11 protein-coding genes are annotated in these 13,509 nt (G+C 40.4%); 5 read left to right on the top strand and 6 right to left on the bottom strand.

The window, feature by feature from the left end:
- Positions 1 to 322 precede the first annotated feature (322 nt).
- Positions 323 to 1,123 carry a pyrroline-5-carboxylate reductase gene (proC, locus tag OU792_RS03095; protein ID WP_222582951.1) on the bottom strand — a complete coding sequence of 267 codons (801 nt, stop codon included), beginning with the start codon at positions 1,121 to 1,123 and terminating at the stop codon, positions 323 to 325.
- A 180-nt stretch (positions 1,124 to 1,303) separates the two neighbouring features.
- Between proC and OU792_RS03090 the strand changes: the two genes are divergently transcribed.
- The 5 genes from OU792_RS03090 (at position 1,304) to rfbB (ending at position 5,559) form a co-directional block, all read left to right on the top strand.
- Positions 1,304 to 1,723: a hypothetical protein gene (locus OU792_RS03090; protein ID WP_274669434.1), complete on the top strand. Its 420-nt coding sequence runs from the start codon at positions 1,304 to 1,306 to the stop codon at positions 1,721 to 1,723.
- 100 nt (positions 1,724 to 1,823) lie between these two features.
- Positions 1,824 to 2,030, top strand: coding sequence for a helix-turn-helix transcriptional regulator (locus tag OU792_RS03085; RefSeq protein ID WP_026945985.1), 207 nt, complete (start codon positions 1,824 to 1,826; stop codon positions 2,028 to 2,030).
- A 126-nt stretch (positions 2,031 to 2,156) separates the two neighbouring features.
- The gene (locus tag OU792_RS03080; RefSeq protein ID WP_026945984.1) at positions 2,157 to 3,323 is read left to right on the top strand and encodes a glycosyltransferase family 4 protein; all 1,167 of its coding nucleotides are present in this window, start codon (positions 2,157 to 2,159) and stop codon (positions 3,321 to 3,323) included.
- A gap of 125 nt (positions 3,324 to 3,448) precedes the next feature.
- The gene (locus tag OU792_RS03075) at positions 3,449 to 4,501 is read left to right on the top strand and encodes an NAD-dependent epimerase (RefSeq protein WP_274669433.1); all 1,053 of its coding nucleotides are present in this window, start codon (positions 3,449 to 3,451) and stop codon (positions 4,499 to 4,501) included.
- Positions 4,502 to 4,506: 5 nt separating this feature from the next.
- Positions 4,507 to 5,559, top strand: coding sequence for a dTDP-glucose 4,6-dehydratase (gene rfbB / locus OU792_RS03070; RefSeq protein WP_274669432.1), 1,053 nt, complete (start codon positions 4,507 to 4,509; stop codon positions 5,557 to 5,559).
- Here the strand turns inward: rfbB and OU792_RS03065 are convergent, their stop codons facing one another.
- The 5 genes from OU792_RS03065 to OU792_RS03045 all read right to left on the bottom strand — a co-directional run bounded on the left by OU792_RS03065 (position 5,560) and on the right by OU792_RS03045 (position 13,447).
- Positions 5,560 to 5,994 (bottom strand): CHY zinc finger protein, encoded by a 435-nt coding sequence (locus tag OU792_RS03065; protein WP_274669431.1) that lies wholly within the window; start codon positions 5,992 to 5,994, stop codon positions 5,560 to 5,562. It lies immediately after the preceding gene.
- Positions 5,995 to 6,021: 27 nt separating this feature from the next.
- On the bottom strand, positions 6,022 to 7,710 hold the full coding sequence (locus OU792_RS03060) for an efflux RND transporter periplasmic adaptor subunit (protein ID WP_274669430.1): 1,689 nt from the start codon (positions 7,708 to 7,710) through the stop codon (positions 6,022 to 6,024).
- A gap of 10 nt (positions 7,711 to 7,720) precedes the next feature.
- Positions 7,721 to 9,124 carry a TolC family protein gene (locus tag OU792_RS03055; protein ID WP_274669429.1) on the bottom strand — a complete coding sequence of 468 codons (1,404 nt, stop codon included), beginning with the start codon at positions 9,122 to 9,124 and terminating at the stop codon, positions 7,721 to 7,723.
- A gap of 4 nt (positions 9,125 to 9,128) precedes the next feature.
- Positions 9,129 to 12,962, bottom strand: a complete 3,834-nt coding sequence (locus OU792_RS03050; RefSeq protein WP_274669428.1) for an efflux RND transporter permease subunit — start codon at positions 12,960 to 12,962, stop codon at positions 9,129 to 9,131.
- Positions 12,963 to 13,042: 80 nt separating this feature from the next.
- The gene (locus tag OU792_RS03045; RefSeq protein WP_134202038.1) at positions 13,043 to 13,447 is read right to left on the bottom strand and encodes an HYC_CC_PP family protein; all 405 of its coding nucleotides are present in this window, start codon (positions 13,445 to 13,447) and stop codon (positions 13,043 to 13,045) included.
- Positions 13,448 to 13,509: the final 62 nt, after the last annotated feature.

Raw genomic sequence — 13,509 nt, 5'->3', positions numbered from 1 at the left:
TCAAAAACTAACTCCGGTCACCAAACCGGAGCCAGAATGAGCAGAAGTTATATGAAAAGGAAGGAATAAAAAGTACCAAACAGTCCTTCCTTTAAAAGTCGTTTCTTTCAAAAAGGAATAGCAAAAGTTGTTTATCACCCGAGACAAAACTAGTAAAAATATTTAAAAGAAAAACAATCTCTTATTGGTTTACAATAAAATATTTATGATTTATAAAATAAAAAATTGGATTTTTTTATTTTAAATCGATTGCGAAGGGCCTCAGGCACTTCCAAGCCAATAAATTATCAAAGCGTTAATTTTTTTGAACTCAGTTAAACTTTTATTTCTCAATTTTCTCGTAACTGGCCAAGACACCTCTTACCATGGCAGAACTGAATCCTTGATGCTCCATTTCATTTAGCCCTACGATAGTACATCCCTTTGGAGTGGTGACCTTATCAATCGCTTCCTCAGGATGCATATTTTTTTGAATCATTAGCTGGGCGGCCCCCTTTACAGTCTGATTTACGATTTGACTGGCTGTTTTAGCATCAAAACCGATTTGTATTCCACCTTGAATCATCGCTCGCATAAATCGTAGAACGTAAGCTATTCCGCAGGCACCAAGGACAGTAGCTGCTTCCATTAGGCTTTCATCAATCGTGATAGTCTGACCGATAGAATCGAAAAGTTCTTTTACCAATTGCTCTTGCTGGGAGTTCGTATTCTTGGAACAAATACAGGTAATGGATTCCTGAATATCAGCAGCGATATTAGGCATGGCTCGAAAAGTCGGGCTGGTTGGATTAATATTTTCTAGAATTTCATCCAAAGTCACTCCGGTTGCTAGGGAAACAATCATTTGATTTATTTCATCTAGGCCCGGTTTGATTTCCTGCAATATTGAAGGGATGTTGTAAGGTTTGACACCCAGGATTACAATGTGGCTGCTTTTAACTGCTTCTAAATTATTCGATAAAGTATGTACACCCTGATTTTCAAATTCTTTTAAAGAGCTTGTATTTCGTTTGGTGAGTGTCAGATTTTTCGCTGGAAAACCTGGTATGGATAGCAAGCCCCTTGCAATGGAGGTTCCAAGATTGCCACATCCTATGATTGTGATTTTTGTTCTGCTTATCATAAAAACGTTAATTTTTTATCTGTTTGATTGAATAAAGGTAAAGATTTGTCCTCCTTTTTTTTAAAAAGCATAAATATTCGGTGCTAATCTTATTTAAACATTAATTTTTTAAAAATATTAGGAAAGATATTTTGACAAAAAGTAAAGTTTGTTTTACATTTGGTAAAAAATATTTGACTTATGAATAATAGATCTTTTCTCACTGTTCCGCTTTTGCCAACTGCCTGGAAAAAGTTTGCTTATCTCTTTTTCCCACTTCCAATCCTTTTGGTGATAGGTTTGGCATTTTCTAATCCAGATACAGATCCAAACGAGGCAGCTCAAATTATTTATGGGTTTTGGGCGATAGGCTTTGGGATATTAAATCTCACCCGTGAAAAGGTAGAGGATGAAATGATTCAAAGCTTCCGATTGCAGGCCTTTCAGACGGGATTTTTCTGGCTTATTTGGGGCTTAGGAGCACTGATGTTGATCAATTACCTGCGCTTTGATAGGCTGACATCCGAGATGTTTACAGCTTATTTGGTGCTTTTCCTTTTGAATTTATACATCTATGCTGCATTTCAGGTCCAAGTGTATCATTCCAAAAAGGAAAACTAATGCCCATGCAGACTTCATCACTTCATGGATTTTCCAAACTCAATTGGATAGGAATATCTCCATTCGCTGAATTAATAGTGTGCCTTTTCAAGTGTGAATTATGAAGAATACTATAAAAATTGAGAGAGCTCGCCATAATTTGACACAGCAAGACTTAGCTGATAAAGTGGCTGTCTCCCGCCAAACTATTAATTCAATTGAAGCAGGTAAATATGTCCCTTCTACTGTTTTAGCACTCAAGATCGCCAAAGTCTTTGAATTGCCAGTGGAAGCGGTTTTTCAATTAGAGGATTTAGACTTTGAATGATTGTGACGTAATGAAATTTTAGGTTTTTTCATTCGTTACTCTAAGATCGAATGCCATAAGAATGGCACTTTGGATCGCTTTATTTGTCGATTATCTTACATTTGCATTTTTATCAGACTTTTGGATATGCCCAAACTCATTCGGATTACAACTGTACCACTTTCACTCAAACTGCTCCTTCAAGGCCAAATGGCCTACATGAAGGAAAAGGGTTGGGAGGTGATAATGGTAAGTGCCGACGGGAAAGAAATTCCACATATTGAAAGGGCAGAGGGAGTTAGACATGAGGTAATTCCTTTTACCCGTAGAATCACACCCTTCGATGACCTTTCTTGTATCTGGAAACTTTACAGGCTTTTCAAAAAAGAGCAACCTGATATCGTTCATACGCATACTCCGAAAGCAGGTCTCCTTGGGATGATTGCAGCTAATCTGGCTGGAGTCAAAATTCGAATTCACACACTCGCAGGAATTCCTGCCATGGCTGCCACTGGCAACAAAAAAAGCCTTTTGGAAAATGCCGAAAAGTGGACATATTCTAACGCTTCGGAGGTATGGCCCAATTCTTTGGGGCTTAAGAAATTTGTGGAGGAGAATAATCTATGTGAGTCAAAAAAGCTTCGGGTAATCGCTAAAGGCTCCTCCAATGGAGTTGATTTGGAAAAGTACAATCGGAATGTGCTGAAAGAGAATCATTTGGTAGCCGCAACCATGCGAATTATGCCAGGAGAGGATGATTTTATCATCTTGGCAGTTGGTCGATTGGTAAAGGATAAAGGTATAGAGGAATTGGTGTCAGCATTCTTGAGTTCAAAGATTGTCAACCGTGCCAAACTGGTATTACTTGGTAGTTTCGAACAAGACCTCAATCCCTTGAGTCCTGACACCATTCAGCAGATCAATGATCATCCACGCATTACGCAGATTGACTGGTCAGACCATGTAGCTCATTATATGGCTTTGGCAGATGTTTTGGTTCATCCTTCTCATCGGGAAGGCTTTCCGAATGTACTTTTGGAAGCGGCTGCGATGCAACTTCCTATTATTTGCTCCGATATTATCGGTAATACCGATTTAGTCATTCAGCAAAAAACAGGCTTGATTTTTCCGTTAGGAAATATAGAAATTCTGAAAGAGGCGATGGAATTTGCCTATGTAAAACGGGATAGAATGTTGGCTATGGCCGATGCTTTATATCAGGAGGTGATTGCAAATTACGACAGAAGGAAAGTCCATGCAGAGATTTTTTCTAACTATGAGCGCCTAATCCAAGAGGCTGATAAGATGGAATAGTTTATATTTGATCGAAAGAGCCCTTTAAACTTAAGATTTTGGAATATTTGGTTAATCAGAAAATATCTTGAACCTACAAGAATGCTTCAACCAAATGCAACCTTTGATTAGCAAGTGAATTTAAAATGAAATATTTAGTCACCGGTGCAGCCGGATTTGTTGGTTTTCATGTCTCTAAAGCCCTTGTGGAGCGCGGAGACACCGTTGTAGGCTTAGATATAATCAATGATTACTACGATATAAATCTGAAATTCGATCGATTGGATTTTTTGGGAATTCAAAAAAATAAGCTCGAAGCCAACCAAAAGTTAGAATCAGAGAAATTTTCAAATTTTAATTTTGTCAGAATGGATTTGGCTCAGAAAGAGCCTTTAATGGATTTATTTGGCAGCGAAAAATTTGATGTTGTAATCCATCTAGCTGCACAAGCGGGAGTTAGATATTCATTGACGCATCCTGAGGTATATGTGCAAAGTAATATTATCGCATTTTTGAATATCCTCGAATGCTGTAGATTTCACCCGGTAAAGCACTTAGTTTACGCATCTTCTAGTTCGGTCTATGGCTCGAATGAGAAAATGCCTTTTTCGACTTCAGATCCAGTCGACCATCCAATTTCGCTTTACGCTGCTTCAAAAAAATCCAATGAATTGATGGCTCATACTTACAGTCATCTATTTGGGATTCCTACAACTGGACTGCGCTTTTTTACAGTGTATGGGCCTTGGGGACGGCCGGATATGGCGCTGTTCCTTTTTACCAAAGCCATTTTGGAAGACAAGCCTATACAGGTTTTCAACTATGGGAAGATGAAACGAGACTTCACCTATGTAGATGATATCGTAGAGGGTGTACTCAAAGTAGCCGATCGGCCTGCCCGTCCAAATCCTGATTTTGACTCCCAAAACCCAGATCCAGGAAGCGGAAATGCACCGTATAAGGTTTACAATATTGGGAACTCTTCACCTGTTTTACTGATGGATTACATTCATGCCATTGAAAAGGGACTTGGAAAGAAGGCCACTATGGAGTTACTCCCTCTTCAACCTGGAGATGTTCCAGCTTCTCACGCTGACGTGGAAGATTTAATCCGAGATACTGGATATAAGCCAAATACTCCAATTGAAGATGGGGTGAAAGCCTTTACAGATTGGTATTTAGATTATTACAAGAAATAGAATTTATGAGTAAGAATATTTTAATCACAGGCGGAGCGGGTTTTATCGGTTCGCATGTTGTCAAACTTTTTGTGGAAAATTATCCTGATTATCAAATCATTAATCTGGATGCTCTTACTTATGCGGGTAACCTTGAAAACCTGAAGGAAGTAGAAAATTCCCCCAATTATACTTTTGTAAAGGTAGATATTCAAGATGCAGAAAAGCTCGATGAGGTTTTTAAAACGCACCATATTACGGATGTCATTCACCTGGCAGCAGAGTCGCACGTGGATCGCTCGATCTCAGATCCTTTGGCATTCGTGAAGACCAATGTTTTTGGAACGGTTAACTTGCTGAATGCTGCAAAAAAAGCATGGGCTGAAAAGTTGGATGAACATCTTTTCTATCATGTATCTACTGATGAGGTCTATGGATCTTTGCATGACGGAGGTTTTTTCTTGGAAACGACCGCTTATGACCCTCAATCTCCTTATTCTGCCTCTAAAGCTGCTTCTGATCACTTTGTGAGGGCTTATGCAAATACCTATAAAATGCGGACGGTCATTTCCAACTGCTCAAACAACTACGGCCCCAATCATTTTCCAGAGAAGTTAATTCCGTTGTGTATAAACAACATTAAAAACATGAAACCTTTGCCAGTTTATGGAAAAGGAGAGAATGTTCGGGATTGGCTTTTTGTCAAGGATCATGCACGGGCAATTGATACTGTTTTCCATAAAGGAAAGGCGGGGGAGACCTATAATATCGGTGGGTTTAACGAGTGGAAAAACATTGATATCGTCCGATTGCTTTGTCAAAAAATGGATGAAAAGCTGGGTCGTCCGAGCGGTACTTCAGAAAAGCTAATCACATTTGTAAAAGATCGTGCTGGGCATGACCTTCGCTATGCGATTGATGCTACTAAAATCCAAAAAGAGTTGGGATGGGAGCCAAGCTTACAATTTGAAGAGGGTATCGAAATAACGATTGATTGGTATTTGGCCAATCAAGACTGGTTGGATCATGTCACTTCAGGTGCCTATCAGGATTATTACGCTTCTCACTATTCAGAGTAATCAGTCGATTTCCTTCTTTTCCTCATCAAAGTAAAGATGATAATGCTTGCTGCATCCTGGGTTGAATGCTGATTGACATTTTGGACAGGAATTGTTGGAGGACATATAGTCGTTGATGCTTAATTCTGTCCCGCAAACTCCGCAGAGAATGGCTTTTTGATCATACTCACTTTTTGGCCAAACTTGATGGTCATGGTCAGCCTCTTCTTCATGACAACTGAAGCATGGGTAGTATTTATCGCAACACTTAAATTTGATGGCAATGATATCTAAATCCGAATGCCAGTGAATGCAGCGGGTTTGATTGTCTACAGGTTTTCCAAATACCTGAACTCCTCGGATAGAAGATTCGGGCAAAACTGAAAGGACCTTTGACTGCCCAAAGCTGTATATGGAGAAAAATAGAAAACCGATTAATAGAAGTGTTTTTCTCATCAACGATTTGAATTGGAAAGGGGAAGTTTAATTTCGGTAAGTTTCTTTTACCTCGCCGCAAGTTAGCATAGAGGCTCCAAAATAAGGGTTTAAAATTTCTTTTTTCTCACTTAGCCAATAGGCTCCTTCATCACCAAAAGCCATTGGGCAATAGTCTTTATAGACTACCCGATTAGCCAATCCATAGGTTTCGTTGGCCTCTAGGATTAATTCAGAAAGACTATTGAAATTAACCCTTGCTTCTTTGATCCCTTTACTTTTTTCAAGATCACTTAAAACCCCAAGCCATACCGAAGGTTGAATCGTGGTTTTCCCCTCATTTTCCATCAATTTCAACGAATTACGAATTCCTGCCCATATTTTGGTATTGACCTTCCACTGATCGGATGCCAGTTGATTTTTGAGCTCAAAATAATAATCAGCCAATTGATTAAAACCTTTAGAAAAGTTCTCCGAAACGTCAACTTGATTCGATGAAGTTTGATTCATCAAGCTTGGTTTTCCAGCTAGCTGCGAGGCTGCATCAATTGTGAAAGCACCATTTACTACTATCTCCTCACCATCTTCCAATCCTGAAAGAACAGTATAATTATCACCTTGAAGTGCTCCGATTTCTACTTCCCGCATTTCAAAACCCGCAGGACTTTGATTCGGAACCTTGATATATACTACGGATCTTTTTCCTGACCAAAGTACAGCGGTACGAGGAACCAATATAGTCGTCTGACTATTTCTATTCTTTGAAATTTCCGCCTTTACAAACATCTCTGGAAGAAGTTTACCCTGGTCATTTGGAAGCTCTGCGCGTACAGCTGCAACGCGTGTTTCAGGGTTGATCACGGGATCCACAAAGCTAACCTTACTGCTAAACTTCTTATTAGGAATCCCTGCGACAGTAAATTGAATCGGGGTCCCCACTTGGATTTGATCAAGATCACTTTCATAAGCATCTAGAATTACCCATACCTTATCCAAATTCACAATTTGAAACAAGGCTTGTCCTGTAGTGACATAGTCTCCTACAGCAACATTTCGACCCATCACGATGCCCCCATGCTCCGCAAAAACATCGAATTGTTCTTGTATTTTTCCTGCTACTTCAATGGATGAAATTTGCTCTTCTGACAGTTTCCAAAGACGAAGCTTTTGCTTAGCAGCCTGATAAATCTCCGGAAAATCACTTTTGATTTTTGATGCTTCGAGAAGCTCCTGTTGAGCGGAAAGTAGCTCTGGAGAATAAATTGAAGCTAGTTTTTGACCTTTGACTACCTTTTCCCCAGTAAAGCTTACATAGAGTCTTTCGATTCGCCCGGGGAATTTTGCAGTGATAGAAGCAGATTCCCTTTCGTCAGCTTGAATTTTGCCCGTCAACTCTAATTTGCTCTCTCCTGCGGTTGATCCCACTTGGATGGTTTGAATCTGTGCTAATGCCATAGATGATTCGGTCATTTTCAGTACCGGTGACTCATTGTCCTCATTTCCTTCAGAATTAGCGGGAATCAGGTCCATGCCGCAAATAGGGCAATCGCCTGGTTCTGAAAGTTGGACTTGCGGGTGCATGGAGCAGGTCCATAGGCTAATTGATTCCAACTCATGCGCATGATCATGATTTTCAACAGAACCTGATTCAGTCGGTTTAATCCACCAACCTATGAAAGCACCTAATGTTAGCGTGGCTAGCACCAATATTATTTTATTATTTAATAGCTTATTCATAACAGGGAGATTAGGTATTGATTAAGTTAATTCCAGATAGTTTTTCCAATAAGGACAAGCTCTGATATTGTAGGGTAATGGCCTCAATCCGCTTTATCTGATAATTCAAGATTTTCAGCTGTGATTTCAGAACAGAGGAAAACGGCACCGAGCCATTGCTGAAAGAGGTCGTAAGTAAATTTATTTGTTGTTGACCCAACTCGATTTGCTGGTCATATAATTCAAGACTTCTAGTAGCGTCTTCCCAGTTTTGAAAAGCTTCAGCCCATTGTATGGCTAAAAGGTTTTCTGTTTGAAGTTGGTTTTGGGTAGCTACCTCTTGTAAGTATTTAGCCTCATTGATTTTTCCTTCAGTCTTATTTCTGAAAATGGGTAATGAAAGAGTCACCATGGGCATCAACATATCCATGGAATGATCTGAATGATCAATACCATCATTTTCACGGGGAAGGAAGGGAGAATAGTTGATACCCAGACCAATCTTAGGGTTACCTTCGAGCTTGGCTATTTTAGCCCTTTGTTCGTATGCTAAAGCATCATTCTCGTATTTGGTTATCATCGGATTCTTTTCTTTGATGCTATCCAATAAACTATATTTATCGAGCTCAAGTAAGGGTGGTTGGAGCTTTTCGTTCAATTCAATTTTATCTTGAATATCCCGATTTATCAATTGATTGAACTTGATGAAGAGAGAATTCTGATTAGAGGTCAACAGTGCCAATTGATTTTCCAACTCCTTGATTTCAAGTCTTATTTGGATTACTTCAGCCATTCCATTTGTGCCTCCTGAGCTTGAATTAATCTCGCTCATTTTTTCCTGTGTTATTTCTCCATTGGAATTTGAGGGATTCTTACTGGTTTGGCTAGGTCTTGAACCAGTACTAGCTTTAAAATCAGTCAATGCAAGTTCTTCTAATTTATGGAAGTAGGTGAGAATTTCTTTGGTGATATCTATCTCTCCTTGAATGCGATGTAAGTCAAACCATGTATACTTTATCTGGAAAAACAATTCATTTCTAACTTCCATGAAAAGTTGATATTGGGCTTGAGAAGAAAAATCCGCCTCACTTTTTTGAGCCTTGATAGTACCAAACCATGGAAAGGACTGCATGAGTCGATAATCTGCTAACTGCGTCCCCATAAAGCGCTCCATAGGCTGAAGAAATACACCGACTTGCAATTCGGGATCTGGTAATCCTGGCTGATCGATCCGTTCTTTACTGGCCAAGTATTGAGAATAACTAGCCTTTAACAGCGGACTGTTTTCTGTAGCATGAGTTAAATAATCATCCAGGCCTTGTGCCATGGTCTTATTGCCGACTACTGCAAGTAAAATAGTCAGCAATAGGGTGAGTTTTGGGTTTGGGATTCTCCAAACTCCAAAGTCCAAGTTCTTTTTAGTCCAATTCTTCATAATTTCAATTATTTGATTCATGGAAAAAAGCCGTGTTGTTTTGTTTTATTTTTCTTTCAGCCCATAAGCAATACAGCGTCGGTACAATAAAAACTGTCGTAAGCTCTAAGATCATCCCGCCTAGGGCTGGGATGGCCATTGGCACCATGATATCCGAGCCTTTACCCGTCGAGGTGAAGATGGGTATCAATGCCAAAAGAGTGGTTGCAGTAGTCATCAGGCAAGGGAGCACTCTTCGTTGTCCTGCTTCGATGACTGCAGCCCTTATCTGATTGATGTCTTTGGGTTGGTTGCTTGCAAAACTCTGTTTCAGATAGGTTGCCATGACAACCCCATCATCTGTAGCTATTCCAAATAGGGCAATAAAACCTACCCAAACGGCTACAGAAAGATTGTAGCTTTTCATCTGAAATAGATCTCTTAGATTGATATCGCCAAGATTTAGGTCCAAGAACCAATTTTGACCAAATAACCAAATCATCAAGAATCCACCTGAGAAGGCCATTGCTACGCCGGAGAAGACCATCAAAGCAGTGGAAGCTCTCCTAAACTGGAAATAGAGAATCAAAAAGATTAAGATGAGCGAAAGTGGAACTACGATAGAAAGTCGTTTTTCAGCCCGAACCTGATTTTCATAATTTCCGGAGAATTCGAATCGAACTCCGGACGGAACTACCAATTCTCCCGATTCAATCTTTTGCTTCAAATATTTTTGAGCGTCTTCTACCACATTTACTTCCGCAAACCCGGTTTTTTTATCTAGCAGTACATAGCCAACGAGAAAGCTATTTTCACCTCGGATCATATCGGGTCCTTTTCGGAAAGTGATTTCAGCTAATTGCTCAAGGGGTATGAAACTTCCTGATGGAGTGGGAATTAATACTTCATGTAAAGCCTCAGGATTGTCGCGGTACTCACGAGCATAGCGGACCCGAATCGGATAACGCTCTCTACCTTCCACTGTCGTGCTTAAGATTTTACCTCCAATGGCTGATTCGATGAATTCTTGCACATCGGCTACATTCATTCCATATCGGGCAATCTCCTTTCTGTTTATATCAATTTCGAGGTAAGGTTTTCCCACAATTCGGTCTGCGAAGACTGACTCTGGCTTTATAGAAGGAACCTCTTTCAGGTAGTTTTCTAACTTTAGACCAAATGATTCAATAGTTTCTAAATCAGGTCCATATACCTTGATTCCGATTGGAGCACGCATCCCGGTTTGAAGCATCACAAGCCGGGTTTCAATAGGTTGAAGTTTTGGGGCTGATGTGACGCCTGGTAGTTTGGTGACCCGTACTATTTCATTCCAAATATCATCTGGACTCTTGATTTCCTTTCTCCACTGCCTAAAATACTTTCCGCTTGGATCAGGTATCAATAGCTTGGAATCTATGCTAGAAGGTTCATTGGAGTCTGGATCATAGCTAAGACCATTTTCCAAAACAAAGTGCCCTTTTTCATTCGTCTGGAATCTTTGTCTGTATCCGTTTTCATCAATTAAGTATTCGCTTTTGTAATTGATGACGTTCTCAAACATGGATAAGGGAGCAGGATCAATGGCAGTTTCTGCTCTACCGGCCTTTCCCACCACCAAATCCACTTCTGGGATAGCTGTCACTAGCATATCGAGTTTCTGAAGGGTTTCGAGGTTTTCTTCAACTCCAGCATGAGGCATGGACGTAGGCATGAGTAAAAACGATCCCTCGTCTAATGCTGGCATAAACTCTTCACCTAAACCTGGAAAAGTATGATCCATTGAACTCCATACATTAGTCGTGCGAATATTCCAGCCAAGTGCGTCAAACGTTCGCGGGATGAAACCGAATACTTGACCAAAGCCCAACCAAATACTGGCACCTAATAGGATGATAATTGCAGGAAAGATCAAAAACTGCTTTTTGTGCGAAAGACACCAGCTTAGAATTTTTGGATAGATCTGGATAAACAGCCTAAATCCACCTAAGACAAGGATTAGTAGAACTCCAATAAAAGTGAAATTAGCAAAGGAGCTAAGCCCTACACCCAGCGGCATCCAGTAAGTAGTCAGTAACCAGGAAACAGCTAGGACTGTAATGCCTATCAGAATCCAATCCCGCTTTGTTTCTAGTTGTTTTGGGAAATAGTACAAGAGTAAATTGGCTATTCCAAAGGCCAATAAAACCCAGCCAGCCCAAGCCCATACCCAAATCAAAACACTTAATCCCAAAATGATCAATAAACCATTTCCAAAAAGCTTCCACCTTTTGCTGAGTGCATTCTTGCCAAATACCCAATGCGCTAAGGCAGGCATAATCAGCAAAGTGAAAATCAAGGCTGCAACCAATGCAAAGGTTTTGGTGTAGGCTAGAGGTCCAAACAATTTTCCCTCAGCTGCTTGAAGAGTGAAAACTGGAAGAAAACTGATGATAGTGGTACTGACCGCTGTAATAATTGCTGAAGAAACTTCAGTAGTAGCTGTGAAAATCGTTTTAAGCTTAAACTCACCCTCAGGGGCTTGATCAAGTTTTTGAAGAATGTTTTCACTGAGGATAATCCCCAAATCAACCATGGTGCCTATGGCTATGGCAATGCCTGAAAGAGCCACAATGTTGGCGTCAACGCCTGTGTACTTCATCATGATAAAGCACATTAGCACTGCCAAGGGGAGAAGTGCGGAAATTAATAGCGAGGCCCGTAAATTATATACCATCACCACGACCACGATGATGGTGATCAATATTTGAAGGGAAATTGCTTCTGAAAGCGTACCGAGTGTTTCATAGATCAATCCTGACCGATCGTAAAAAGGGACGATGGTGACCTTAGAAAGTCCACCATCAGCAAGCGTTTTGGAGGGAAGGCCATCTGAGAGTTTGTCGATTTCAGCTTTTACTGATTCGATGACTGCCAAAGGATTCTCCCCATAACGGGCAATGACCACACCTCCAACTGCTTCAGACCCTGATTTGTCCAAAATCCCTCCCATATTTCTTGGTTGGGGACCAATATTGACTTTGGCCACGTCTCGAATGCGGATGGGGGTATTGTTTGTGGTTTTGACGACAGCTTGGTCGAGATCGCTCAGTTCTTCCACATAGCCTAGTCCTCTGATAAAATAATCTACCCGATTTACCTCGATGGTATTTGCAGATACATCGATATTGGATTGCCGGACTGCATTCATCACATCGAACAAGCTTACCTGATAGGCTTTCAGCGCTGTAGGATCAATATCTATTTGGTATTCTTTGATATAGCCTCCCACTGATGCTACTTCCGCTACTCCAGAAACCGCAGAAAGCGAATAGCGAATAAAATAATCCTGTATGCTTCGTAATTCATGTAGGTCCCAACCGCCCGCTGGATTACCATTTTCATCCCTACCTTCCAGTGTGTACCAAAAGACCTGCCCTAGGGCAGTGGCATCTGGACCCAGTTTCGGCTGAACACCCTCAGGAAGAAGCCCTGCAGGGAGGGCATTTAGTTTTTCGAGGACTCTCGACCTACTCCAGTAAAATTCGATATCCTCCTCAAAAATGATATAAATACTCGAAATGCCGAATGCTGAGCTAGATCGAACACTTTTTACCCCAGGCAATCCTAACAGGGAAGTGGTGAGTGGATAGGTGATTTGATCTTCCACATCCTGCGGTGATCGACCCATCCATTCGGTAAATACGATTTGTTGGTTTTCCCCAATATCTGGAATCGCATCCACAGGTACGGGGTCTTGAGGAAGGAAATTGATATTCCAATTGAAAGGGGCCACAACGAGTCCCCAGGCGATTATAATGATCAGGAAAATAAACGTAACTATTTTATTTTCAAGAAAATACTTGATGATTTTGTTTAGCATGATTCATTCCTTTGGAAAAAAGAAAAAGGTGTACAAAACGGCGGTTTTGTGAGAACAGCAAAATGCTGGAGGAATGAATTTTAGATTAAGAAAACTTGGTGTAGGATGTGTAGGGAAGTGGGTAAGGGCGGACTATCAAAATAAACAACAGCTGACAAAGGAGCCTCAAAAAAGTCTAGACCTAATAGGAATACAGGTATGAGAGCGGCCAAAAAATTAATTTCAAATTTTAAGTCTGCTTTTTGAATTGAAAAATCATCTTCAACCTGAAGCTTTTCGATTACGTTTTCGCAACAAGTTTCAGGGTCTTCAGAGGAAGACTCCTCAGATGATTTCGGCATATTCATACCACAATCCAGATGTTTCGGAGAAATACCGATTTCACTTTCTACCGCATGCCCCATGCATAGGTGAGTAGTCTTCGCCACTCCAATGGTGGAAAAAAGTACTACAAGAGAAAGCGCTATGGATACAATTCTTTTCAAGAATTCAAAAATACGACTTTTTTTGAAATAGGGTTTTTAAAAAATTGAATGGATATTCTCAA

The sequence above is a fragment of the Algoriphagus sp. NF genome, assembly GCF_028823735.1.
Classification (GTDB): Bacteria; Bacteroidota; Bacteroidia; order Cytophagales; family Cyclobacteriaceae; genus Algoriphagus; species Algoriphagus marincola.
The sequence above is the reverse complement of the archived record's forward strand: the minus strand, read 5'-3'. Positions and strand labels throughout refer to the sequence as shown.

Excerpts from the sequence above, each read along its gene's own strand:
- rfbB (WP_274669432.1), top strand. The coding sequence starts at position 4,507 with ATGAGTAAGAATATTTTAATCACAGGCGGAGCGGGTTTTATCGGTTCG.
- OU792_RS03080 (WP_026945984.1), top strand. The coding sequence starts at position 2,157 with ATGCCCAAACTCATTCGGATTACAACTGTACCACTTTCACTCAAACTG.
- OU792_RS03060 (WP_274669430.1), bottom strand. The coding sequence starts at position 7,710 with ATGAATAAGCTATTAAATAATAAAATAATATTGGTGCTAGCCACGCTA.
- OU792_RS03090 (WP_274669434.1), top strand. The coding sequence starts at position 1,304 with ATGAATAATAGATCTTTTCTCACTGTTCCGCTTTTGCCAACTGCCTGG.
- proC (WP_222582951.1), bottom strand. The coding sequence starts at position 1,123 with ATGATAAGCAGAACAAAAATCACAATCATAGGATGTGGCAATCTTGGA.
- OU792_RS03050 (WP_274669428.1), bottom strand. The coding sequence starts at position 12,962 with ATGCTAAACAAAATCATCAAGTATTTTCTTGAAAATAAAATAGTTACG.
- OU792_RS03075 (WP_274669433.1), top strand. The coding sequence starts at position 3,449 with ATGAAATATTTAGTCACCGGTGCAGCCGGATTTGTTGGTTTTCATGTC.
- OU792_RS03055 (WP_274669429.1), bottom strand. The coding sequence starts at position 9,124 with ATGAAGAATTGGACTAAAAAGAACTTGGACTTTGGAGTTTGGAGAATC.
- OU792_RS03065 (WP_274669431.1), bottom strand. The coding sequence starts at position 5,994 with ATGAGAAAAACACTTCTATTAATCGGTTTTCTATTTTTCTCCATATAC.
- OU792_RS03085 (WP_026945985.1), top strand. The coding sequence starts at position 1,824 with ATGAAGAATACTATAAAAATTGAGAGAGCTCGCCATAATTTGACACAG.